General features: G+C 42.4%; 19 protein-coding genes. 17 read left to right on the top strand and 2 right to left on the bottom strand.

What is annotated here, in order from left to right:
* The 8 genes from AC1DU2_RS12645 to AC1DU2_RS12610 all read left to right on the top strand — a co-directional run.
* Positions 1-175 (top strand): T9SS type B sorting domain-containing protein (locus AC1DU2_RS12645; protein WP_477384793.1); only part of this gene is annotated, 175 nt, incomplete at its 5' end.
* 1 nt (position 176) lies between these two features.
* Complete coding sequence (locus tag AC1DU2_RS12640) at positions 177-1,085, top strand: PorP/SprF family type IX secretion system membrane protein (protein WP_477361677.1); 909 nt, start codon at positions 177-179, stop codon at positions 1,083-1,085.
* 327 nt (positions 1,086-1,412) lie between these two features.
* Complete coding sequence (locus AC1DU2_RS12635; protein WP_477384790.1) at positions 1,413-2,687, top strand: TolC family protein; 1,275 nt, start codon at positions 1,413-1,415, stop codon at positions 2,685-2,687.
* 22 nt (positions 2,688-2,709) lie between these two features.
* Positions 2,710-3,810 carry an efflux RND transporter periplasmic adaptor subunit gene (locus AC1DU2_RS12630; RefSeq protein ID WP_477384789.1) on the top strand — a complete coding sequence of 367 codons (1,101 nt, stop codon included), beginning with the start codon at positions 2,710-2,712 and terminating at the stop codon, positions 3,808-3,810.
* A 132-nt stretch (positions 3,811-3,942) separates the two neighbouring features.
* On the top strand, positions 3,943-7,083 hold the full coding sequence (locus AC1DU2_RS12625; RefSeq protein ID WP_477384788.1) for an efflux RND transporter permease subunit: 3,141 nt from the start codon (positions 3,943-3,945) through the stop codon (positions 7,081-7,083).
* Between the two features lie 127 nt (positions 7,084-7,210).
* On the top strand, positions 7,211-7,627 hold the full coding sequence (locus AC1DU2_RS12620; protein WP_477384787.1) for a hypothetical protein: 417 nt from the start codon (positions 7,211-7,213) through the stop codon (positions 7,625-7,627).
* 129 nt (positions 7,628-7,756) lie between these two features.
* On the top strand, positions 7,757-10,807 hold the full coding sequence (locus AC1DU2_RS12615) for a GH92 family glycosyl hydrolase (protein ID WP_477384786.1): 3,051 nt from the start codon (positions 7,757-7,759) through the stop codon (positions 10,805-10,807).
* An 80-nt stretch (positions 10,808-10,887) separates the two neighbouring features.
* Positions 10,888-11,241, top strand: a complete 354-nt coding sequence (locus AC1DU2_RS12610; protein WP_477361689.1) for a magnetosome magnetite crystal formation protein family — start codon at positions 10,888-10,890, stop codon at positions 11,239-11,241.
* A 31-nt stretch (positions 11,242-11,272) separates the two neighbouring features.
* Here the strand turns inward: AC1DU2_RS12610 and AC1DU2_RS12605 are convergent, their stop codons facing one another.
* Positions 11,273-12,151, bottom strand: coding sequence for a polyphosphate kinase 2 family protein (locus tag AC1DU2_RS12605; protein ID WP_477384785.1), 879 nt, complete (start codon positions 12,149-12,151; stop codon positions 11,273-11,275).
* Between the two features lie 272 nt (positions 12,152-12,423).
* On the opposite strand from AC1DU2_RS12605, the gene AC1DU2_RS12600 reads away from it, so the two are divergent.
* The 4 genes from AC1DU2_RS12600 to msrB all read left to right on the top strand — a co-directional run bounded on the left by AC1DU2_RS12600 (position 12,424) and on the right by msrB (position 19,386).
* A complete protein-coding gene (locus AC1DU2_RS12600; protein ID WP_477384784.1) occupies positions 12,424-14,754 on the top strand; it encodes a penicillin-binding protein 1A in 2,331 nt (776 codons plus the stop codon).
* A gap of 110 nt (positions 14,755-14,864) precedes the next feature.
* Entirely contained in the window at positions 14,865-18,083 is a 3,219-nt protein-coding gene (locus AC1DU2_RS12595) for a tolB protein precursor (protein WP_477384783.1), read from the top strand.
* A gap of 110 nt (positions 18,084-18,193) precedes the next feature.
* Positions 18,194-18,781, top strand: a complete 588-nt coding sequence (locus tag AC1DU2_RS12590; protein WP_477384782.1) for a fasciclin domain-containing protein — start codon at positions 18,194-18,196, stop codon at positions 18,779-18,781.
* A 131-nt stretch (positions 18,782-18,912) separates the two neighbouring features.
* Complete coding sequence (msrB, locus tag AC1DU2_RS12585; protein WP_477384781.1) at positions 18,913-19,386, top strand: peptide-methionine (R)-S-oxide reductase MsrB; 474 nt, start codon at positions 18,913-18,915, stop codon at positions 19,384-19,386.
* Here msrB and AC1DU2_RS12580 read toward each other — a convergent pair.
* Positions 19,376-19,732 carry a GIY-YIG nuclease family protein gene (locus tag AC1DU2_RS12580; protein ID WP_090650595.1) on the bottom strand — a complete coding sequence of 119 codons (357 nt, stop codon included), beginning with the start codon at positions 19,730-19,732 and terminating at the stop codon, positions 19,376-19,378. The two genes, msrB and AC1DU2_RS12580, sit on opposite strands and share 11 nt — an antisense overlap.
* An 86-nt stretch (positions 19,733-19,818) precedes the next feature.
* Between AC1DU2_RS12580 and AC1DU2_RS12575 the strand changes: the two genes are divergently transcribed.
* The 5 genes from AC1DU2_RS12575 to AC1DU2_RS12555 all read left to right on the top strand — a co-directional run bounded on the left by AC1DU2_RS12575 (position 19,819) and on the right by AC1DU2_RS12555 (position 23,863).
* On the top strand, positions 19,819-20,595 hold the full coding sequence (locus AC1DU2_RS12575) for an XRE family transcriptional regulator (RefSeq protein ID WP_477384780.1): 777 nt from the start codon (positions 19,819-19,821) through the stop codon (positions 20,593-20,595).
* Between the two features lie 74 nt (positions 20,596-20,669).
* Complete coding sequence (locus AC1DU2_RS12570) at positions 20,670-21,047, top strand: hypothetical protein (RefSeq protein ID WP_477361703.1); 378 nt, start codon at positions 20,670-20,672, stop codon at positions 21,045-21,047.
* Between the two features lie 106 nt (positions 21,048-21,153).
* Entirely contained in the window at positions 21,154-22,284 is a 1,131-nt protein-coding gene (locus tag AC1DU2_RS12565; protein ID WP_477384779.1) for an aminotransferase class I/II-fold pyridoxal phosphate-dependent enzyme, read from the top strand.
* Positions 22,274-22,891: a dethiobiotin synthase gene (gene bioD, locus AC1DU2_RS12560; protein ID WP_477384778.1), complete on the top strand. Its 618-nt coding sequence runs from the start codon at positions 22,274-22,276 to the stop codon at positions 22,889-22,891. The genes AC1DU2_RS12565 and bioD overlap by 11 nt, the downstream gene beginning before the upstream one ends.
* Positions 22,892-22,954: 63 nt before the next feature.
* Positions 22,955-23,863 (top strand): 3-hydroxyacyl-CoA dehydrogenase family protein, encoded by a 909-nt coding sequence (locus AC1DU2_RS12555; protein WP_477384777.1) that lies wholly within the window; start codon positions 22,955-22,957, stop codon positions 23,861-23,863.
* The last annotated feature ends 37 nt before the right edge of the window (positions 23,864-23,900 follow it).

The following is a 23,900-nucleotide window of genomic DNA, read 5'->3' as shown; positions in this document are numbered from 1 at the left end:
CAGCGGCGCACCCGTATTTGAAGCAACGGGCTATGATAATACAAGTAAGGTATTTAACGGGCGATCAAATAAAACGGGCGCTATGCAGCATGCGGGTACTTATTATTACTTGCTGGAATACCGCAATAAAGGCCAGTTGAAACGTAAAACCGGCTATTTAATCATTAAATATTAATATGAGGATAACCGGCTTTTTAAGCATTGCATTTTTTTTGATAGGATTTAGTTTACAGCTCAAAGCCCAAAACGGCCAGTTTAGTTATACTCAATATGCCGAAAACCTGACGCCGCTTAATCCGGCCTACTCGTTGCTTGATAAGGCGGGCTCGGTAACGTTGCTGGCACGCAAGCAATGGGTAGGCATAAACGGCGCGCCATCAACCTTAATTTTTAACGGCAATTTGCCCATAGAAAGCGTAAACGGAGCAGCCGGCCTTAATGTAATGAACGACAATTTTGCTGTAGAGCATCAGTTTGAAATTAATGCCTATTTTGCCAAAGCCATTCAACTGGAAACAAACAGTTATTTGGGTGTATCGTTAAATGCCGGCCTGCGGAATTACACGGCTAATTATTCTGAACTCGACTCAGGCGATCCGTCTTTCAAGGACGATGTACGTGAAACTAAGCCTAATTTGGGTTTCGGGGTTATTTATTATACCGACTGGTATTATGTTGGATTTTCGCTTCCGGAACTTACGTTAACCAGCCTTGGTACCGCTTCCGTACAAAACATCAATAATTTCAGAAATCATTACTATTTTTCGGCGGGGTGTATAACCAACCTGTCTGATGAATTTAGCTTTAAGCCGGCTGCTTTGGTATCCTATGCAAAAGGAGTTCCGATGGTAGGCGATATATCGGGAACGTTTTATATCAAAAACCAGCTTGGTATTGGTGTAAATTATCGTACCAACAATCAGGCTGCAGGTATCCTATTGATAAACATAGAATCTGTCCGTTTAGGGTACAGTTATCAATTCGGAACATCTTCGGCAAACCTGGGTGGTTTCAACAATGCAACTCATGAAGTTTCTTTGAGTTTTCGTTTCGGCAAAGGCGCATCGGTTTCTAAACTGTTATAAAACGAGTGTTTTTTTTACATCACATCGCTCCTGTTACAGCATATTTTCGGCAAATGAATTTTTGTTGTAAAAACTCGCATTTTCTTTTAAATTTTCGGTGTATTTATTAAGCATTAGTATTACTTATTTTTATAAAATGTCACTGTTTTTAACATCATTTTGACATCCAACGGCTCCGTGTCCAGATTTTCCAATCCGAACGAATACTCTCGCAAAAGCGACCACCTTATCCCTAATATCCGCATATATAATTTTCACCCGGCCATCCTCTTCATAGAAAATTCATAACCGTTATGAATTTTTGTCCCGTTGAATTGAAAGAGGACTATGTGTAAAATAAAAACCCTGCTATTTTTATTAATTGTATTTTTTTACTGTAATACAAACCGGGCCACCGCCCAAACCGACACACTCAAAATTAACTTTCAGGATGCCGAAAAACAGTTTTTGGAGAACAACCTGGCCTTACTGGCACAGAAGTATAATATTGAGGCATCAAAAGCGCTGATACAGCAAGCCAAACTCTGGGATAACCCCGTACTAAGCACCGACCAAAACATCTGGGACGGCGGCAGCAAAAAATTCTTTTACCATGGCAATAACAGCGGCCAGGTATTTGTGCAGCTAAGCCAGGTATTTGCTACCGCCGGCAAACGCGGCAAACAGGTAAAAGTGGCCGAAGACGATGCCAAAGTTCAAGAAGCCTCCTTTGCCGACCTGATGCGCAACCTGCGCTACAACCTTCAGCTGGATTTCAGCCAGTTAGCTACGCTAAACGCCCAGGAAAAAGTTTACCAGAATGAGATCAGTTCGGCCCAGAACCTGGTTGCGGCTATCCAAAAATCATTTGATGCCGGCAATACTTCCATGAAAGATCTGATCCGCCTTAAAGCATTACTTTTTGGCCTGCAGAATGATATGGTAGAAAATCACCGCCAGGTAAATGATTTACAAACCGAACTAAAAACCTTGCTACAAACCAAGGAAACAGCTTTTGTGTACCCGGTTATAAACGACAAACCTGCTGAAACCGTAACCCTCGATATCCCAGGTTTAATTGAGCAGGCTAAAACAAACAGGCCCGATTACTTATCAAACCAATATCAGTTAAGCTCGGCCACACATAACCTGGCATACCAAAAAGCTTTGGCCGTGCCCGATGTTACCATCGGTGCCGCTTACGACCAAAACAGTAGCTATGCCCGCAATTACTATGGCTTGCAAATTGGCTTACCCCTGCCCTTTTTTAACCGCAACCAGGGCAATATTAAATCGGCGAAATACAATATTCAAAGCCAGGAAGTAACGGTGAAACAGAATGAACTTCAGCTTAAAAACGATGTGGTAGCGGCTGTAAATCAGTACAAATTAAACCAGCAACTTTTCTCGACCCAACAACTGGAGTTTAATGAGCAATACGATAAACTGTTTAACAGCATGCTCAAAAGCTTCCAGCAACGGCAAATCAGCCTGATTGAATTTGTCGATTTTTTTGATACCTATAAAGATACCAAGCTAAAAATACTGCAACAGCAATACAACCTGCAAAAGGCCATTGCCGACCTGAACTTTGCTACCGGTACTACCATAATTAAATCGTAAAACACCTTATAAAACATATATAATGATGAAAAGAGAAACGCTGTTATCCGGCATCTCCGCTTTACTATTGCTTGCCGCCTGCAAGGGCAAGCCGCAACCCGTAGCCGAAAATAAGCAGGTTTGCGTAAGCGATTCGATGGCAAAAATTATAACCATTGATACTGCTAAAACTACTGCAATAAAAAATGAACTTACCCTATCAGGCGAGGTTTCAAATGACGAAAATAACGTTGTAAAAGTTTTCCCTTTTTCAAGCGGGCAAATACTGGATGTTAAAGTTTCCCTTGGCGATAAAGTAACCAAAGGTCAAACCCTGGCTATTATGCGCAGCGCAGATGTTGCCGGTAACTATACCGACCTAACAGCCACAAAATCAGACCTGGCTATATCAAAACGCCAGTTGGAGCAGGCGGAGTACCTGTACAAAAATGGTATCTCCAGCGAGCGTGATTACACCGAAGCCAAAGAAAACTATAACAAAGCCGAAGCAGCTAACCATAAAATTCAGCAGCAAATAGCCATTAATGGTGGTGGTAATACCAACCCGGGCGGCACGCTGATTATCAGGGCACCCGAAACCGGTTATGTTGTAGAAAAAAACGTTACCACCGGCAGCTTCATCCGCCAGGATAACAATGGCAGCATGTTCACGATATCAAACATGAAAGATGTGTGGATTTGGGCTAACGTTTTTGAATCCGACATCAGTAAGGTTAAAACAGGGTATAGCGCCAAAGTAACCACCCTGGCCTATCCAGGTAAGGTTTTCGAAGGTAAAATCGATGCGGTGAGCTCGGTGCTCGACCCTGATAACAAGGTAATGAAGATAAAAGTGGTGTTACCCAATACAGATATGCTGCTGAAACCCGAAATGTTTACCAACGTAGTAATTACCAATAATGATGCGGCAACATCGGTATCAGTCCCTGCAAAAGCGGTGATTTTCGATAGCAGCAAAAATTTCGTGGTGGTTTATAACAGCAAATGCGATTTAAAAGTACGCGAGGTAAGCGTTATAAAAACCGTGGATGACATCACCTATATAGCATCGGGCCTAAACGCCGGCGACAAAGTGATCTCCAAAAACGGTCTGCTTTTATATGATGCATTAGCGGGAGATTGATTTTAAGAAGTATCAAGTAGTTAGTATCAAGTATCAAGACCGGAACCAGCCAGTTAATTGTTACCTGATACCAACCACCTGATACCACCGCAGAATCTTGCTACTTGATACTAACTACTTGATACTTTAAAGATGAATAAATTCATTAAAAATATAATTTACTTTTCACTCAGGCACCGCTATTTTGTGTTTTTTATGACACTGGTTTTGGTTGTGCTTGGTGTGTGGAGCTACCTAAATACGCCCATCGAGACGTTTCCTGATGTAACTAATACCCAAATCATTATTATTGCCCAGTGGCCGGGCCGCAGCGCCGAGGAAGTTGAAAAGATGATCACCATCCCGATGGAGACCGTTTTAAACTCGGTTCAAAAAAAGGCTAACCTGCGTACCACCTCGGCTTTCGGCTTATCGTACGTGCGCATCATTTTTGATGACGATGTGGATGACGCTTTTGCCCGCCAGCAGGTACTAAGCCGCCTGGGCAATGCCGATTTGCCCGATGGCGTAAAACCCGAGGTTGAGCCACCATACGGTCCTACCGGCGAGATTTATCGTTACACGCTTAAAAGCCGTACCAAATCAATCCACGAGCTTACCGCCATTCAGGATTGGGTGCTCGATCGTCAATTTAAATCTGTGCCCGGCGTTGCTGATGTAAACAGCTTTGGCGGCGAGGAAAAAACTTACGAAGTTTCGGTTAACCCTGCCCTATTGCAAAAGTACGGGCTTACTTCGCTGGATGTTTATACCGCCATAAACCGAAGCAACATAAATGTGGGCGGCGATGTGATTGAAAAAAACGACCAGGCCTATGTAGTGCGCGGTATCGGGGTTATCAATAATATTGACGAAATCCAGAATATCATCATCAAAAATGTAAACAACGTACCCATATTGGCAAAAGATATTGCCGATGTAAAAGAGGCCGGCCTACCCCGTTTAGGGCAGGTGAGCCGCGACAAGCAGAAAGACGTGCTTGAAGGTATCATTGTAATGCGCAAAGGCGAGAATCCGGCCGAGGTATTAAATCGTATCCGCGACAAGGTGAAAGACCTAAACGAAAACATCCTACCCAAAGATGTAAAGATTGATACATTTTACGACCGTACCAACCTGATGGATTTTTGTACCGAAACAGTTATTCATAACCTGTGCGAGGGCATTATACTGGTAACGGTCATCGTCTTCCTGTTCATGGCCGACTGGCGTACAACCCTTACCGTTGCTATTATCATCCCGCTATCCTTGCTGTTTGCCTTTGTATGTATGCGCATAAAAGGTATGAGCGCCAACCTGCTATCAATGGGTGCTGTGGATTTTGGTATTATTATAGATGGCGCAGTTGTAATGGTTGAGGGAATTTTTGTTGCCCTTGACCATAAGGCCAAAGAAGTAGGCATGCAAAAGTTTAACGGCCTTGCCAAACTGGGCTTGTTTAAAAATGTAGGTGCCGAAATGGGTAAAGCCATTTTCTTCTCCAAGCTGATTATCATCACCTGTTTAATCCCGATTTTTGCATTCCAGAAGGTTGAGGGTAAAATGTTCTCGCCTTTGGCCTATACATTGGGCTTTGCTTTACTTGGGGCATTAATATTCACGCTTACCCTGGTACCTGCCCTGTCCAGCATCCTGTTACAGAAAAACGTAAAGGAAAAACATAATCCGGTAGTTATCTTTTTCGAGAACGGCATCCGCCGGATGTTCAACTTTACCTATAAAAATCAAAAATTGAGTTTGATAGTTGCGGTTGCATTTATGGCAATTACATTCTTTTCAGCCAGGTTTTTAGGGTCAGAGTTTTTACCTGATTTAAATGAAGGCGCGCTTTGGGTGGAGGCTGAATTGCCGATGAGTGTTTCATTAAATGAGGCCGAAAGCATCAATCAAAAAATGATGCAGATATTGGACAAATTTCCCGAAGTAAAACAGACGCTTGCCCAGGTTGGCCGAACCAATGACGGTACCGACCCGAAGGGCTTTTTTGACGTACAGATCCAGGTCGATCTTAAAAAGAAGGATGAATGGCCAAGCGGCATTACCGGGGATGAACTTATTGCCGATATGGATAAGCAACTAAGCAAAATCCCGGGTGCGGTGTTCAATTATTCGCAGCCTATCCGCGATAACGTAGAGGAAGCAGTTGCAGGCGTTAACGCCGCGCTGGCTGTAAAAATATTCGGCCCCGATTTTCAAACGCTTGATAAAAAAGCCGATAGTGTACTGCGAATTTTAAAAACAGTACAGGGCGTTGAAGACCTTGGCGTGTTGCGCAATTTGGGGCAGCCCGAGTTCAGGATTGAACTTGATCAACGTAAAATGGCGCTTTATGGCGTATCTACTGCCGATGCCAACTCAGTTATTGAAATGGCTATAGGAGGTAAAGCCGCAACCGAATTATACGAGGGCGAACGCAGGTTTGATATCAGAATAAGGTATCAGCAACAATACCGCAATACCCAGGATAAAATAGAAAACCTGATGGTGCCTACCCTTAACGGTTCCAAAATTTCAATAAAAGAAATTGCCACCATCAAAACTATTACCGGGCCGGCCTTTATTTACAGGGATAATAACACCCGGTATATTGCCGTAAAATTCTCGGTACGCGGCCGCGATTTGGGCAGCACCATAGCCGAGGCACAAAGCAAAGTGCACTCGAAAGTAACGTTTGAGCATGGTTACACTGATGTTTGGGCAGGTGAGTTTGAAAACCAGATCCGTGCATCAAATACATTGGCCCACGTAGTGCCTATTTGCTTACTGGTAATATTCCTCATCTTGTTTATTACATTTGGCAATGCCAAGGATGCCACGTTGGTTATCATGAATGTACCATTCGCCTTAATCGGCGGGATACTGGCTTTGCATATAACAGGCACAAACTTTAGTATCTCTGCGGGTATAGGGTTTATCGCCTTATTTGGCGTGTGTATCCAAAACGGTGTAATCCTGGTATCTGTATTTAAAAAGAACCTGGAAGAGCATATTCCGTTGGATAAAGCAATTTTAGATGGCGTAATCAGCCGGGTAAGACCCGTAGTGATGACCGCACTGATGGCCGCCATAGGACTAATGCCTGCAGCTGTATCAACAGGTATCGGGTCCGAAACGCAGAAACCCCTGGCTATTGTAGTAATTGGAGGCCTGGTAACTTCCACTATTTTAACGTTATTGATATTACCAATCATATATGCTATCGTTCACCGGCTGGTTCACCGCCGCGAAAACCGTAAGCTTTTGAAAAAGATGGGCGTTGTACGCAACGCATAATACCCCTTGCTAAACTAAACGCCCGGCTAATAAACCGGGCGTTTTTTTGTTTCGCGCATTTTTGCCATTGCATCATGCCGGATAAATACCTATTTTCGACGAATTTTATCACAAGCCTTATTCATTTATGAAAATATTCTTTCCCCTATTGTGTATTGCTGTACTGGCAAGCTCTTGCTCCACTTATTACATGACCCCGGCCAGTTTAGCAAGCCAACTTGACAAGGTTAACCCGGAAAAGATAACCGAAGCCTATGACTTCAGGCTTGGCATTGCAGGCGTATTACTAAAAAACGGCAAAAACTTTTACAACGGAATTGATTCTATTGAAGTAACCGATAAGGATGGCAAGCCATTTAAAATGCAGGTTACAAATCATACAAGCCTCAAGCTAACAGATAATACAGGGAATTATACTACCGTATTTTTCGATTCGATGTTTAAAAAAGACAGTATGATTTTTGCGAGTAAATCCCATTTTTTTAATTTGCCTGTTCAACGCAGCATCAATAGCCTCAAAAAAATTGAGACTCAAATAAATTGATTTCTCATTGATACAAGATTTTTCGGCCTTCTGGGTAACTACATCGGCTATGTATTATATTTATTGCCATCGTACATTGTAATATTTAAGTTTTATTTTGCGTGATATAATAAAACTGTATTTAATTGTATGTTCGCTATCCGATTTATACGTCGCCGTTTATTTGTAATCATTTTATCATTAGCCTTCGTTGTACCAGCATCGGCACAAAAAAGAAAAGACAAAGATTACGCCCAATTGGTTAACCCCTTTATTGGTACCGGGGGGCATGGGCACACTTACCCCGGCGCGGTAATGCCTTTTGGCATGGTGCAACTAAGCCCTGATACACGTTTGGAAGGCTGGGACGGCTGCTCGGGCTATCATTATACCGATACAGTGGTTTATGGCTTTTCGCACACCCATTTAAGCGGCACTGGCATTCCGGATTATTGCGATGTGTTGTTTATGCCTACAACCGGCGAGCCACAGTTTAAAAACACCGAATACCGTTCTGGTTTTAAAAAGAAAAATGAGGTAGCCACCCCTGGTTATTATAAAACTTTGCTGGATAAATACAATATCGGGGTGGAATTAACGGCCACCACCCGTGTGGGCGTACATCGTTATAATTACCCTGCTGCCGAAAAAGCCAACATTATTATAGACCTGCAACACCGCGACGAGGTGTTGGATTCATGGATTGAAGTGGTAAATGACCACGAAATTCGCGGGTACCGCAAATCAAAATCCTGGGCCAATAACCAGCAGGTTTATTTTTATGCTAAATTCTCTAAACCATTTAAAACTTACGGGATAGCCAGCAACAACGAGTTACAGGAAGGAAAAAACAAAGCGCAGGGTAAGAACATTAAAATGTACCTGCAGTTTAACAATCCCGGAGAGGTGATTGCCAAAGTGGGCATTTCGGCTGTAAGCACCGAAGGTGCCTTGAAAAACCTGGGCGCAGAAGTACCCGATTTCGATTTTAAAAAGGTCCAGAAAGCAGCCAAAGCGACCTGGAATACCGAGTTGAATAAAATTCAGGTTGAAGGCGGCGGCCCATCCTCGTCGCAACAATCGGCACTTAGTGATGAAGGGACTGTTAGCAGTCCTTATGGCCCGGCCCCCGCCGGTAAAAAGGCGAAACCCATTGACTATGCCGGTATAAAACAAACCATATTTTACACGGCTTTATACCACAGCATGTTGGCACCCAACATTTATAGCGACGTTGACGGCCAATACCGGGGCATAGATCAGCAGGTACATACCGCCCAAGGCTTTAACTATTATACCGTTTTTTCGTTATGGGATACTTACCGGGCCGAAAACCCTTTGCTTACACTGATAGATAGAAAACGCACACTTGATTTCATCAAATCATTCCTGGCGATGTATGACCAGGGTGGATTACTGCCTATATGGCCACTGGCCAGTACCGAAACCTATTGCATGATAGGTAACCACTCCATCCCCGTTATCGTGGATGCTTATGCTAAAGGTATCCGGGATTTTGATGCAGCAAAAGCATTTACCGCAATGAAAGCCGCGGTGAACCGCAACCAGTTTGGACTGGATATTTACCGCAAAAACGGCGCTGTATTATCCGACCAGGAAGATGCTTCGGTATCAAAAACCCTGGAGTATGCTTATGACGACTGGTGTATAGCCCAAATGGCTAAAATGCTGAACCATGCTAACGACTACGCCGAATACATTCAGCGTGCTCAGTATTGGAAAAACGTTTACAATAACCAGAATGGTTTTATGCAGGCCCGCAGCAATGGTGGCTGGCTTACTCCCTTCGACCCTACCGAGATAAACGGTAACTACACGGAAGGCAATTCCTGGCAATACTCATTCATGGTGCCCCAGGATGTAGAAACCCTGATGGCAAAAATGGGTGGCAAAGAGGCTTTCGAAGCCAAACTGGATGAATTGTTTACTACCGAATCGAAGTTAAAGGGCAGCGATATACCGGATGTGGCCGGCCTTATCGGCCAATATGCCCACGGAAACGAGCCAAGTCATCACATGGCTTACCTGTACAACTTTACCGCATCGCCCGAGAAAACACAATTTTATATAGACAGGATTCTGCGTGAAGAGTACAGCAATAAACCCGATGGGCTTGCGGGAAATGAAGATTGCGGGCAAATGTCGGCCTGGTATGTCATGAGTTCGCTGGGTGTTTACAATATTGCTCCCGGGCAGCAGGCTTTCCAGGTTGGGGTGCCACAGTTTGATAAAACGGTTATTAATTTAGAGAACGGCAAACAATTCACTATAATAAATTCCGGGGCAAGCATAGGCAAAGGCAATATTTATTTGCAGGGCATGAGCCTGGCCAAGAAAACCTATAACAAGCTATACCTCAATTTTGACGATTTGGCCAATGGCGGCGAGTTTGAAGTATTTGCCGGCAAACTGGCCAACAAACTTTTTGTACAGGATTTGGAACGCCCAACCTCAAAAATCAACGATAGCTTGATTGTGGCTAACCCTTACATTATAGCACCCGCCAAATCATTCAAAGAACCTATCAGCATACAAATAAAAAGTGGCGACCAAGATGCGGGGATTTATTACACATTAGATGGATTAACCCCTACAGTAAACTCAACACTTTACAGCAAGCCAATTGCTATTATCGGGAATACAACCGTTAAGGCGATAGCAATTATTAAGGGTAAAAGCAGCTTTGTTGACGAGGCTAACTTTATTAAACTACGATCAGACATCAAACTAACGCTCGTCAATAAATACCTGCCTAACTATGCAGATAAAGGCGACGAATCGCTTATAAATGGCATCCGCGGCACAGCAAACTGGCATGTGGGCAACTGGCAGGGCTACCAGGGCAAAGATTTGGAAGCCATTATTGATATGGGTGCCATAAAACCTGTAAAACAAGTTAGTATTGGCACATTACAAGATAGCAATGCATGGATAGTTTTCCCTAAAAACGTTCAATATTGGGTATCTGACGATGGCAGGAATTATAAGTTGGTAGCCACGGTGAATACTAAAGTAGATATTAAAGATACGAATTCGCAAACCCAGGAATTTACTGCGCCGCTAAATTTAAACACCCGCTATATTAAAATCATAGCCAAACAATACGGCGCACTGCCCGAATGGCATGAAAGTAAGGGCAGCCAATCGTACATTTTTGCCGATGAAATAACGGTGGAATAATTTGTGATCAAACTAAACTTTTGATCACAAATATGGTTAGCTTTAATAATTAATTGGCATCTAAAATCATCTTCTTTACTATGAGCAACTATTCGTCAAGCGATGATGGCAAATTAGCCGGCATCATCAGTTATTTTACCATTATAGGGTGGCTTATTGCTTATTTTGCCCTATATCAAAAAAACAAAACCTACCAGGCAAGCTACCAAATGAGGCAAACACTGTTATTCCACATCGTGTCGATGATTGTGTCGTATGCCGCCGGTGCTATACTTTTTTCGGTAGGTTTATCATTTGGTGCGGCAATACTTTGGGTAATACGGGTTGCGCTTTTTATTATCTGGCTGATTGGCTTGCTTGGCGCGCTGCAGGGTGAAAGAAAACCAATGCCGCTAATTGGCGAACCTGCACAAAATATATTTTCGGGTATTTAACAAAATTCGATTAAGCAATTGGAGAGGATGCCTATTCCTTTTCCAATTGCTTTTTGGATTCATCCAATTTATCCTTCTCTTCTTTTTCAAGCACCGGGTATTTCAGCTTTAATCCTTTTAGGGTATCAAGAATAACAGTAGAAATGGCTATCCGTGTAAACCATTTTTTATCAGCAGGAATTACATACCAGGGGCAATCACCGGTAGCGGTTTCCTTTATTGCCTTTTCATAGGCATCCATATAGTCCCCCCATTTTTCCCGCTCTTGAATATCGGCAGCCGAAAATTTCCAGTTCTTTTTGGGGTTATCAATCCGTTTTAAAAAACGCAGCTTTTGCTCCTGCTTAGATACGTTCAGATAAAATTTTATAATAACGGTACCGTTCTCCGTAAGGTGTTTTTCAAATGCCCGGATACTTTCGTAACGTTTATCCCAAAACTTCCCATCAACATCTTTTACATCATTAATCCCCGGCAAATGTTCTTTTAGCAACAAATCTGGATGTACCTTGGTTACCAATACATTTTCATAATGCGACCTGTTGTGGATACCTATCCGCCCCCTTTCGGGTAACGACCGGTAATGCCGCCACAGAAAGTCGTGTTCATAATCTTCGGGACTGGGTTGTTTAAAACTATAAACCTGGCAGCCCTGCGGGTTTAGGCCAGATAATGTATGTTCAATAGCGCTATCTTTCCCGGCGGCATCCATCGCCTGGAAAATAATGAGCAGGGCGTATTTATTGGCTGCATAAAGTTCTGTCTGCAGGTCAAATGTTTCGCCTATCAGGTCTTTTAACGTCTTTCGGGCCTCGATTTTTTTAAATCCGTCGGAATATGCCGGATCGAAGTCCCCCAGCTTAAATCCTTTGCCATTTTCGACTTTAAACTTTTTGACGATATTACTCATGATAAAAAATTTGTTTTACACGTTGTTAACATGAAATTTAGGTATTAAAATTGCGTTGATAATAAAAGTTTATTTTAGCTAATGTACAGCGCCGCTATTCAAACCTAAATATAAGTTCCCGTTTAAGGTAACATCAAGTTATATTATGGAAATTTTAGCCTTTATTAAATAAAATGGCAGGCGGCTGTTATATATTTAGCTTTATATAAACTACACATATTAATATTTGTTTCGGGCTATGATTTAGCGCCATAATTTTACATCTTTACCCAATGTTCAGAGAAATACGAAACCGGTTTCTGCGATTCCTTGTTATCTTCATATACTTCGTTATCATCTTTTTTTGCTCTATAGAGCTCAACTTCCTTTGGCTTTTTGGTTATTCACCTGACATGCAGGATATTAAAACTCCTGTACTTTCTGTAGGGTCGGAGGTTTTTACTGCCGATGGTAAACTGATAGGCCAGTATTATAAAGAAAATCGCTCGCCTGTTGATTTAAAGCACATTTCGCCAAACCTGGTGAATGCGCTTATCTCGACCGAAGACGTGCGTTTTTACAGTCATGGTGGTGTCGATTTTTATTCGTTTTTTACCAGTATGATTTCCACGGCTAAAGGTGAGCGGCGCGGTGGCAGTACCATTACACAACAACTTGCCAAAAACCTCTTTGAAACACGTAAGCGCAAATCCCAGGGCTTTATCCGGAAAGTGCCTCTTATAAATACTGTTGTATATAAGTTTAAAGAGTGGCTTACTGCCTTTAAAATTGAACACGTATATAGCAAGCAAAAAATTCTTGAACTATATTTTAATACTGTGCCTTTTGGCAACAACACTTTTGGCATAAAAACAGCCACGTTAAAATACTTTAACAAACAACCAGACCAAGTTAGTCCCGGTGAAGCCGCTTTGCTTATAGGCATGCTGAAAGCCACATCCAGCTATAATCCTATCCGCAACCCCGAACGTGCTACGGAACGCAGAAATACGGTATTAGGTCAGATGCTAAAAAATGGCTCAATTACCAAAGAACAATATACAAGCAGTTCACAATTGCCCATAAAACTCGATTTAAGCTATGTAGAAGAGGATTCGCATGGCGACTCATACCTTCGCCGTGCGGTTGAAAAATGGCTGGATAAATGGTGTAAAGAAAATGGATATGACCTTTATGAAGATGGATTGAAGATTTACACCACCATAGATTCGCGGATGCAGCAATATGCCGAAGAAGCCGTTGCCGAAAAAATGAAAATGCTGCAAAAGCGTTTTTACAACCTATGGGGCAATAAAAACCCATGGCGCGATTCAAAAGGTGTCGAAATCAAAGATTTCATTTTAAAAAATGAGCAAAAACTGCCTATTTACAAATTGCTGGATAAAAAATTTGGAGGTGATACGGTAAAAATAAGCGAGTACTTTAAAACCAAAAAACGGATGACCGTTTTTACCTGGCACGGCGAGCAGGATACCACTTTTTCAACCATCGACTCTATTAAATATTACGCCAAGCTGTTAAATACCGGCATGATGACGCTTGAACCATCAACCGGTAAAATAAAGGTTTGGATTGGCGGTATCGACCATCGTTTTTTCAACTATGATCACGTAAATCAATCAAGAAGGCAGGCGGGATCTACCTTTAAGCCATTTGCCTATTTAACTGCGCTTGATAACGGCTATACCCCCTGCGATAAATTCACAGATCAGCCTGTAACCATAAAATATAAAGACAACGGTAAAGACGAAGTATGGCAACCCAATAATGCCGATTTTCACTTTTCGTACCAGGAAATGTCGCTAAGGTGGGCTATGGGTAAATCGGTAAATTCCATTACAGCCCAGCTTACCGAAAAAGTGGGATGGGATAAAATTGTACAGTACGCGCACAAATGTGGTATCGAAAGCCCTTTAAAATCGGTCCCCTCGGTATCATTAGGTTCCAATGATGTTTCTGTTTATGAAATGGTACGGGCTTACAGCACATTCCTGAATAAAGGCCAAAAGATAGATCCATTACTGGTAACTAAAATAACAGACCAGCAGGGTAATGTAATTGACGAATTTGAGTTGAAACAAGAAAAAGTATTGAGCGAAGAAACCGCCTGGCTGATGCTTTATATGTTCCGTGGTGGTATGGAAGAACCAGGAGGAACCTCGCAGGCCTTATGGGAATATAATGGCCTTTGGAAAAAGGACAACCAGATTGGCGGCAAAACCGGCACATCATCTGATTATGTCGACGGCTGGTACATGGGTATAACAAAAGACTTGGTTACCGGCGTATGGGTTGGTGCCGATGACAGAAGCGTACACTTTACCTCGTCAGAGACCGGTGAAGGATCGCACACTGCACTGCCCATTTTTGGCCGCTTTATGGAGAAGGTTTATGCCGATCCGAAACTGGGTTATACTTATGGGCCTTTCCCAAAACCTTGGAGCAAGATCACCAAAAACTACAATTGTCCGTCGCCGCATATTGCCGCTGATACCACAGAGGTAGATAGTACAAGCAACCCTATTGATACCACCAACGTTATACCAACACCGGCTGCCAGTACGCCGGAGAACCCCGAAACAACGCCCGCCAATCAAAAATAGGGCATTTTAAGGGGATTAAAAGTTCATATACAAGTTTCAAATATCAATCGGCAGGCCCTACAGCCTGCCGATTATTCATTAAATTAGCCGTATTCTATTTAGTTTGAATTATGAATAAAACCTACTCATTGTTAAACAACGCTAAAAAGTTCAGCTTTATATTGGTATGCCTTATCTGCTCGTTGCTCATCAGCAACAGCGCCAGGGCGCAATATTTCGGCCAAAATAAGGTACGGTACAAAAACCTCAAGTTCAAAGTTTATAAAACACCTCATTTTGAAATTTACTATTACATTAAAAACGATAGTATGATCAAACGCTTTGCCCAGGAAAGCGAATTGTGGTACACACTGCACCAACAGGTTTTTAAGGACACATTCAAAACAGCCAATCCAATTATTTTATATGCCAATCACCCCGATTTTCAACAAACCACGGCCATTGACGGCGAAATTGGTGTAGGTACCGGCGGTATTACCGAGGGTTTAAAAAACCGCGTTGTGATGCCTGTGATGGAAACAAACCAAATGACACGCCACGTAATAGGGCACGAATTGGTGCACGCTTTTCAATATCATGCGCTGTTAGGCGGCAATCAGAATGAGAATTTTGAGAACATCAATAATATCCCCTTATGGATGATAGAAGGTATGGCCGAGTATCTCTCGTTAGGTAAAAAAGATGCTTATACTGCCATGTGGATGCGCGATGCCTATTTGAACCATGATATCCCCACAGTTCGAGATCTTACAGAAAGTAACAAATATTTCCCTTACCGCTACGGAGAAGCCTTTTGGTCGTTTTTAGGGTCGACTTACGGAGATACTGTAATTGTGCCTTTCTTTAAAAACACCGCCCGCTACGGCCTTGCCTATGGCATCAGGCGCACATTTGGATATGACGATAAAACGCTATCCCGCTTGTGGAAAAACTCAATAGAAAGCACCTACAAGCCATTTTTAAAGGATACAGTACAAAAGCCTGTTGGTTTAAAACTGGTAGATAAAGACAACGGCGGCGATCTGGTGGTTGCCCCTGCGGTAAGCCCCGATGGTAAATACCTCGCATTTCTATCTGCCAAAAGTTTGTTCAGTATCGACCTTTACCTGGCCGATGCCCGAACGGGTAAAATTTTACGAAAGCTGACCAGCAAAGTATCCAACACGCATATAGATGAGTTTAACTTCATCGAATCGGCCGGCGCCTGGTCGCCGGATAGCAAGCGGTTTGCGTTCAGCGTGTTTAGCAAAGGCCGTAACCGTATGGAAGTTGTTGATATCAACAACGGGCGCATCCTTGATGATGTATCAATGGAGCAGGCAGAGCAATTTAGTAACCTCTCCTGGTCGCCCAATGGTAAGGATATTGTTTTTACCGGCCTTGTTGAAGGCCAAAGCGATTTGTACTCCTATAACTTCGATACAAAAAAGGTTACGCAGCTCACAAACGATAAGTATACCGATTACCAGCCAACCTATTCCCGAGACGGCAAAAAAGTTCTGTTTTCAAGTGATCGCTCCACTTATGACCAATCATTAGAGCAGGCCATTACCTTTAACCTTGCCGAACTTGACCTGGCAACAGGCAAAGTAACCGATATCAAAATATTTAACGGGGCCAACAATTTAAACCCGCAATACTCTGCCGATGGAACTCAGATCTACTTCCTGTCCAACCGGGATGGCTTCCGCAATATGTACCGATACACCATCAGTACAGGCCAGGTTGAACAAATGACCGACCTGTTTACCGGAATCTGCGGCATCACCGAGTTTTCTCCGGCATTAAGTGTGTCTGCTAATGATGATGTGGTTTACTCCTACTACCGGGCACAAAAATACGCCCTGTATAATGCCAAAGCATCAGCGTTTAAACCAATTACTTTACAACCCCAGGCTGTAGATTTCGGCGCGGCTATGTTGCCCCCGCCCCGTGCCGTAGGTGTTGATCTGATCAATTCAAACCTGAACAATTTCCTGGCCTACCGTAAAATACCAACCGATTCTGTTAAAGAAATCCCGTACCGCCCCAAGTTTAAGCTTGATTACCTGGCAGGCAGCGGTGTTGGCATTGGCGTAAGCAGCTTTTACGGCACCAGCCTGTCAAGCGGTATCCAGGGTGTTTTCAGCGATATACTGGGCCGGAATCAAATCTTTGCGGCCGCATCGGTAAACGGTCAGATTTATGACTCAGGCGCAGCCGTAACTTATGTAAACCAAACCGGCCGATGGAATTTGGGCACAGGAATATCGCATATCCCTTACCTGTTTGGTATACAAACCGAAACACTCCCGGTTCAAAACGTGGGCGGCAAAAACGTAAAAGTATTATCTCAAAATACAGATATCATCCGCAATTTTGAAGATGCCGCCAGGGTATTCACCTCCTACCCTATTGATAAAACAAACCGTTTTGAAGTAAGTGCAGGCGCATCCTATAACTCATACCGGGTGGATAGGTATAGCGATACCTATAAAATTGATACCGCGGTTGACGCTAATAACAAACAAACATTAACCTACACCTATCTTAATTCAGATAAGAAAAAGGTAGCCAATTCGGACGAAGCGGCCTTACTGGGTTATAATTTAAAATCATACGCGCTTTTCCAACTCTCAACCGCGCTGGTTGGTGATAACTCGTTTTTTGGAGTAACGGCTCCGCTAAACGGTTTTCGTTACCGATTAGAAGCAGGTTACAATTTTGGTACCTACAAATTCTTTTCGCCAACTATCGATCTTCGTAAATACGTACGTGTTGAGCCGGTTACCTTTGCAGCCCGCTTTTATGGCTATGGTCGCTTTGGCGATTCAAACGGCATTTACCCCCTATTTATCGGTTATCCCTTTTACATCAGGGGTTATGAAGGACAAACTTTTTACAATAACAATAGCAAGTCGTCAAACGGTTTTAATATCGACCAATTATCGGGTAGCCGGATGGCGGTATTCAATTTTGAAACACGCTTGCCCTTTACCGGGCCCGAAAAGCTGGCACAAATCAAATCTAAATTCCTGTTTACTGATCTGAACTTGTTTTTTGACGCAGGCCTGGCCTGGAATGCCGGCGAACACATTTATTTCCAGAAAAACCCTCCTGTTTTAAGCCGCACGGCTGTTGTGGATGAAAATGGTGTACCACAAGTTGACAGCAACGGAAACCCTGTATTTAATACAACTTACGGCCGTGTACCTGCTTTAAGCGCGGGCATATCGTTAAGGATAAACGTTTTTGGGGCCTTTGTACTGGAGCCTTACCTGGCTATTCCTTTTAACCGCACCGATGTTAAAAAACCTGTGTTTGGGCTGGGCTTCACACCGGGCTGGTAATACCCTTGTTAAAAATATATTTAAGCGGCCATGCGCCGCTTTTTTTATTTAAAACCTAATTTAGCAAAAACAGTTAACTGTTTGATTGTTATACCTGTAACCAACCCACTATGAAAAATTTGATATTACTTGCTGCTTTGCTTTTATTAGGTTCCACATTATTTGCACAAACAAAGGCTGTAAACCCTAAAGCAATTGGCCCGCTAAAAGTTGTTGCAGGCGATGGTATGTTACCGGCAAACGATATCGTCAAAAACCTGGCGTTATCCCAGGACTTATCTGTGTTTTATAACTTTCTTAAAACCGCCAACCTGGCGCTTACGTTTCAAAGCCGCGGTCCCATTACCATATTTGTTCCTGTTAACGGCGCTTTTCAGAATTTACCTGGCGGAAGGCTTGATTCGTTAATGAAACCATCACACTTTTGGGAACTCACCCGTATTTTGAGTTACCATGCTATACCGGGTTGGCTAAAGGCAAAGGATATTGAAAAGCAGATTAATAAAAATAAAGGTATGGCTACATTTACTACGCTTACTGGTAATAAGCTAACCGCCAAAATTGATGCCAACCGCAATATAGTATTGATTGATGAAAATGGCGGGGAAAGCATCATTAATCGTTTTGATATAGAGCAAAATAATGGCATGTTGCATGTGGTAACCAAAGTATTGCTACCTAAGGCAAAAGTTATTTAAATTGTACTATGCGATGACAAACCGCTTAAAATGCATTTGCGTATTTTAATTATAATTAGTTGTAAGGATAAATCCGCTTTTACGACTAAAGAGGTAAATCATAGTTCAAAAAACACGAAATGAATAACGTAATGAGAAAATCAATTTTTGCTATAGCTATATTAAGCATTATAACAGCTTTTGGCTGCCAGAACAGCAACGGTCAGGCAAAACACAAGCTAAGTAAACCAGCAGCGGAGTGGAAAAAAATACTTACCCCCAACCAATACTACATTATGGTTGAAAGTGGTACCGAGCCTCCCTATAAAAATGATTATTGGAATAACCACCAGAAGGGTGTTTACGTAAGCGCCGCCACGGGCGAAGTATTATTCAGCTCCGAGGACAAGTTTGATAGCGGCACAGGATGGCCAAGCTTTGTAAAAGCTGTCGACCCCAAAAAAGTTGCCATTGTTACCGACAACAGCTACGGTGTGAGCCGTGATGAGGTAATAGAAAAAAGTACCGGATTGCACCTTGGCCACGTTTTTGATGATGGCCCTGCCGATCGCGGTGGCAAAAGGTATTGCATGAATTCGGGCGCTTTAAAATTTATTAAAAAGTAATAGCGCGCCTGTTAGCGTTTACAGACGGGCGCAATTGAGGCCTTGTACGTATGCCGCTTTCATATTTTAATCCAATGGTCAGATCTACCCAATCAGGGTTAACAGGTCTGATCATTTTCTCTTTTTGAGGCCTTGTATAGGTGCTTACAGTTTTAAAACGTTCCATAGCCTGCTCTTCGGTATTAATTTCCTCAAAATACACTAAACGGTTAAGCTGCTGCGCGCTATCAAAAAACAAAGTTGGCATATCGCTGTAAAACTGCAGCGTTTTTACCAGGTCTGAGCATAAGCCTACATGAAGGTTTTTCCTGTTTCTGTCGGTGATGATATATACAAAACGTTTCATTTTTTGATAAAAAATTTGGTGAACGAATAAATATTACTAACTTTATGAGCATAAAATTACTAATAAATTTAGCAAATGCAAATTTTATGTCAATAATTTCACAAAATATTAAATTCCTTCGCAAAAAGAAGGGAATTACCCAACAGCAATTCGCTGATGAAGTAGGTATAAAACGCTCATTAGTAGGCGCTTATGAAGAAGAGCGTGCTGAGCCAAAATATGAATTACTAAAGCAATTAGCAATCTACTTTGACATTAGTATTGATGACTTTATTAATGAAACCATTAATGAAAAGTGGGCGCCAAAGCCAAAAGGTAACCCCGCAAACCTGCGCGTGCTGAGTATTTCTGTTGATAAAGAGGATAACGAAAACATTGAAATGGTGCCGCTTAAAGCCAGCGCCGGCTACTTAAATGGCTATGCCGACCCTGAATATGTAGCCAAGCTCCCTAAGTTTTACTTACCTATGTTTAAGCAGGGAACCTACCGCGCTTTTGAAATAAAAGGAGATTCGATGCTGCCGATAGTATCGGGCGATATAATTATTGCCGAGTACCTTGAAAACTGGGCAGATGTAAAACCCGGCGAAACTTACGTGGTAATATCAAAAGATGATGGGGTTGTATATAAAAGGATAGGTAACAAATTCAAAGACAATAAAAAGCTAAAGCTGATGTCTGATAACCCGGTATATGAGCCGTATGAAATAAACGGAGAAGATGTGCTGGAAATCTGGAAGGCAAAAGGCTATATATCAACACAGTTACCACAGCCAACACCCGAACCGACTATGGAAAGCCTTACCAATATGATGGCCCAGATGCAGCGTTCGATATCCAACTTACAGCAAAGCAACAATTAAGTTACATCGGTTTTCTTAAACCTTTACGTTATATCTTTATCTTAAGATTAAAACGTAAATAAATTAAAAGAGCTATGAAAAAATTTCTGTTGATGTGCTGTTTCCTGATGGGGATTGCAGCAGTAAGCCATGCACAAGGTGGAGGTATGAGGAAGAGCCCCGAAGACCGGGCTAAAGATTTACAGACACAGTTAAAATTAACTGATGATCAAACCGCTAAAGTTACAGCCATTTATAAAGAGCAGGCTGCAAAAATGGACAGCGTGAGAACTGCCGCCAATGGCGACAGGGATGCAATGCGTAGCGCCATGATGCCGATGAGAAAAGCAACTAACGATAAAGTGAAAGCTATTTTAACGCCAGATCAAGCTACTGCTTTTGACAAGGTGCAAAAGGACATGATGGATAGGATGAGACAAGGTGGCGGCGGAGGAGGCGGTTCCCAAAACTAATTCAATATAATACTACAAAAGAAGCGGCGATGAGCCGCTTTTTTTATTTTTGCATGGTAAAGCAAAAGCTCCGCATTAGATATACTTTAATAAAGCATCCCGTAAATTGACATCAGCCAGCGAATACCTGAAAAAAAAACTTGACGAGCGAAAGGAATTTGGCATACATCGCAGCCTGAAACCAGAAAACAGCCTTGTCGATTTTTGTTCAAACGATTACCTGGGTTTTGCCCGGTCGATAGTATTAAAAGAAGATGTTAAAACCGAATTGAATAGTCATCCATTGAGCCTAAACGGCTCAACCGGCTCAAGGCTGCTTTCAGGAAATTCGCAATATGCCGAGGACCTGGAACAGGAAATTGCCGCATTTCATGGATTTGAAGCAGGCTTACTATTTAATTCAGGCTACGACGCCAACCTCGGCCTGCCCTCGTCCCTTGCGCAGCGCGGCGATACCATCATTCTTGATGAATTAATACATGCCTCTGCAATCGACGGTGCAAGGCTAAGTAACGCCAACCGATATAGCTTCAAACATAACAGCATCGAAAGCCTGGAGGCCAAATTAAAGGCATCTAAAGGCAATTGTTATGTGGTTGTAGAAAGCATATACTCGATGGACGGTGATTCGGCTCCAATAAAAGATATCGCTGATATGACAGAAAAGTACGGTGCGTATTTAATTGTTGATGAAGCCCATGCATTGGGCTTGTACAAAAAAGGCTTAACAAACCAACTTGGCCTACAAAACCGCGTATTCGCTACGGTTGTCACTTTTGGTAAGGCACTTGGCAGTCACGGGGCTATTGTGCTGGGCAGCAAGGTGCTTAAAGAATACCTCGTAAACTTTGCCAGGTCATTTATTTATAGCACGGCACCCTCCTTTCATCACTTGGCTTCGATAAAAATGGCTTATCACCTTTTAAATAATGCCGAAGAGGAAATTATCAACCTAAAAAATAACATCGCATATTTTAAAAACCATATTTACTTCAATAGTGATTACCCTTTGTTGAAAAGCGATGGCCCTATACAATGTATTATTTTAAAAAACAATGATACAGCCCGCCTGATGGCAAACACCTTACAGTCAGCCGGATTAGATGTACGGCCCATTTTAAGCCCAACGGTCGCCGCCGGAACAGAACGTATAAGAATATGCCTGCATAGTTTTAATACCTTAAATGAATTAGCTTTGCTGTGTAATACAGTAAATAATTTTATTAATGCCCGCTAAACAACCCATTTTTATTACCGGCATTGGCACCGGTATTGGCAAAACTATAATATCGGCAATTGTGACCGAAAAATTAAAAGCCGATTATTGGAAACCTATCCAATCCGGCGATTTGGATAATAGTGATACCATGAAAGTACAAAGCCTGGTTTCCAATCCCGCCACAAAATTTCATCCCGAAGCGTATCGGTTAACACAGCCATTTTCTCCTCATAAATCAGCCGCAATTGATAAGATTAGTATCGACATGGAAAATATCCTGTTGCCTAAAACAGATAACCAGCTGGTGATTGAAGGCGCGGGTGGCCTGATGGTACCGTTGAATGATAATTTTTTAATGATCGACCTGATTAAACAGCTTAATCCAAAAGTGATCCTGGTATCGCAACATTACCTTGGCAGTATTAACCATACCCTGCTATCCATACACGCACTCAAAAAATACAACATAGAGGTTATGGGTATAATATTTAACGGCGCCAAGGATATATATTCCAAAAGCTATATTCTAAATTATTCCAATCTGCCGGAATTGGGCACCATACCCACTTTTGAAAACCTAACCAGGAAGGCAGTTACAGATGCCGGAGCTCTTATTAGCCTATAATAGCTTGGTGACGTTTTGCAAAACCAATAATTTGAATCAATTTAGTAATTGTATAACTGATAAATGATGAAAAACATAACCGTTATTGGATCCGGAACGATGGGTAATGGCATAGCCCACACCTTTGCGCAATATGGTTTTGAAGTATCGCTGGTTGACCTCAACGCCGATGCCCTGGCAAAAGCAGTACAAACAATTACCAATAATCTTGACAGGCAACTAAAAAAAGGCAGTATTGATGAGCAAGGTAAAACAAATACCCTAAGCCGGATCAAAACGTATACCGATTTGAAAGAAGGCGCTACATCAGCCGACCTGGTTATTGAAGCCGCTACCGAAAACCGGGAAATTAAACTCAAGTTATTTAGGCAACTAAGCGAAATTTGTTCGGACGAGGCCATTCTCGCCTCCAACACATCATCTATATCGATAACAGAAATCGCAGCTGCCACCAAAAACCCGGGCAATGTAATTGGCATGCACTTTATGAACCCGGTACCAGTAATGAAGCTGGTGGAAGTAATCAGGGGTTATTCAACATCAGATTCGGTTACACAAACCATTATGCAACTGGCCCAAACACTGGATAAAGACCCTGTTGAAGTAAACGATTACCCCGGTTTTGTTGCCAACCGCATTTTAATGCCAATGATTAACGAAGCTATTTATACGCTATACGAAGGCGTAGCCGGAGTGCAGGAAATTGATACCGTTATGAAATTGGGCATGGCCCACCCCATGGGCCCACTACAGTTGGCCGATTTTATTGGGTTGGATGTTTGCCTCGCCATTTTAAAAGTACTGTACGATGGCTTCGGCAATCAAAAATATGCACCTTGCCCCCTGCTGGTAAACATGGTTACAGCCGGCCACCGTGGCATAAAAACCGGGAGTGGATTTTATAAATATTCAGCGGGTAGTAAAGAGTTAGTGATTGCAAACAAGTTCACCAAATCCTCATTAAACCAATAATATCTGAAACTGTCAAACATCTGTAGTAACTATTAAA

This window comes from Mucilaginibacter sp. P4_C11 (assembly GCF_056402115.1).
Note: the sequence above shows the minus strand (reverse complement) of the source record. Positions and strands in the feature narration are given on the sequence as shown.

Bases quoted from the DNA above. Each gene is read 5' to 3' on its own strand.
- AC1DU2_RS12615 (WP_477384786.1), top strand. From the start codon at position 7,757: ATGTTCGCTATCCGATTTATACGTCGCCGTTTATTTGTAATCATTTTA.
- bioD (WP_477384778.1), top strand. From the start codon at position 22,274: ATGCCCGCTAAACAACCCATTTTTATTACCGGCATTGGCACCGGTATT.
- AC1DU2_RS12595 (WP_477384783.1), top strand. From the start codon at position 14,865: ATGAATAAAACCTACTCATTGTTAAACAACGCTAAAAAGTTCAGCTTT.
- AC1DU2_RS12575 (WP_477384780.1), top strand. From the start codon at position 19,819: ATGTCAATAATTTCACAAAATATTAAATTCCTTCGCAAAAAGAAGGGA.
- AC1DU2_RS12555 (WP_477384777.1), top strand. From the start codon at position 22,955: ATGATGAAAAACATAACCGTTATTGGATCCGGAACGATGGGTAATGGC.
- AC1DU2_RS12580 (WP_090650595.1), bottom strand. From the start codon at position 19,732: ATGAAACGTTTTGTATATATCATCACCGACAGAAACAGGAAAAACCTT.
- AC1DU2_RS12630 (WP_477384789.1), top strand. From the start codon at position 2,710: ATGATGAAAAGAGAAACGCTGTTATCCGGCATCTCCGCTTTACTATTG.
- AC1DU2_RS12635 (WP_477384790.1), top strand. From the start codon at position 1,413: ATGTGTAAAATAAAAACCCTGCTATTTTTATTAATTGTATTTTTTTAC.
- msrB (WP_477384781.1), top strand. From the start codon at position 18,913: ATGAGAAAATCAATTTTTGCTATAGCTATATTAAGCATTATAACAGCT.
- AC1DU2_RS12590 (WP_477384782.1), top strand. From the start codon at position 18,194: ATGAAAAATTTGATATTACTTGCTGCTTTGCTTTTATTAGGTTCCACA.
- AC1DU2_RS12620 (WP_477384787.1), top strand. From the start codon at position 7,211: ATGAAAATATTCTTTCCCCTATTGTGTATTGCTGTACTGGCAAGCTCT.
- AC1DU2_RS12610 (WP_477361689.1), top strand. From the start codon at position 10,888: ATGAGCAACTATTCGTCAAGCGATGATGGCAAATTAGCCGGCATCATC.
- AC1DU2_RS12600 (WP_477384784.1), top strand. From the start codon at position 12,424: ATGTTCAGAGAAATACGAAACCGGTTTCTGCGATTCCTTGTTATCTTC.
- AC1DU2_RS12605 (WP_477384785.1), bottom strand. From the start codon at position 12,151: ATGAGTAATATCGTCAAAAAGTTTAAAGTCGAAAATGGCAAAGGATTT.
- AC1DU2_RS12570 (WP_477361703.1), top strand. From the start codon at position 20,670: ATGAAAAAATTTCTGTTGATGTGCTGTTTCCTGATGGGGATTGCAGCA.
- AC1DU2_RS12625 (WP_477384788.1), top strand. From the start codon at position 3,943: ATGAATAAATTCATTAAAAATATAATTTACTTTTCACTCAGGCACCGC.
- AC1DU2_RS12640 (WP_477361677.1), top strand. From the start codon at position 177: ATGAGGATAACCGGCTTTTTAAGCATTGCATTTTTTTTGATAGGATTT.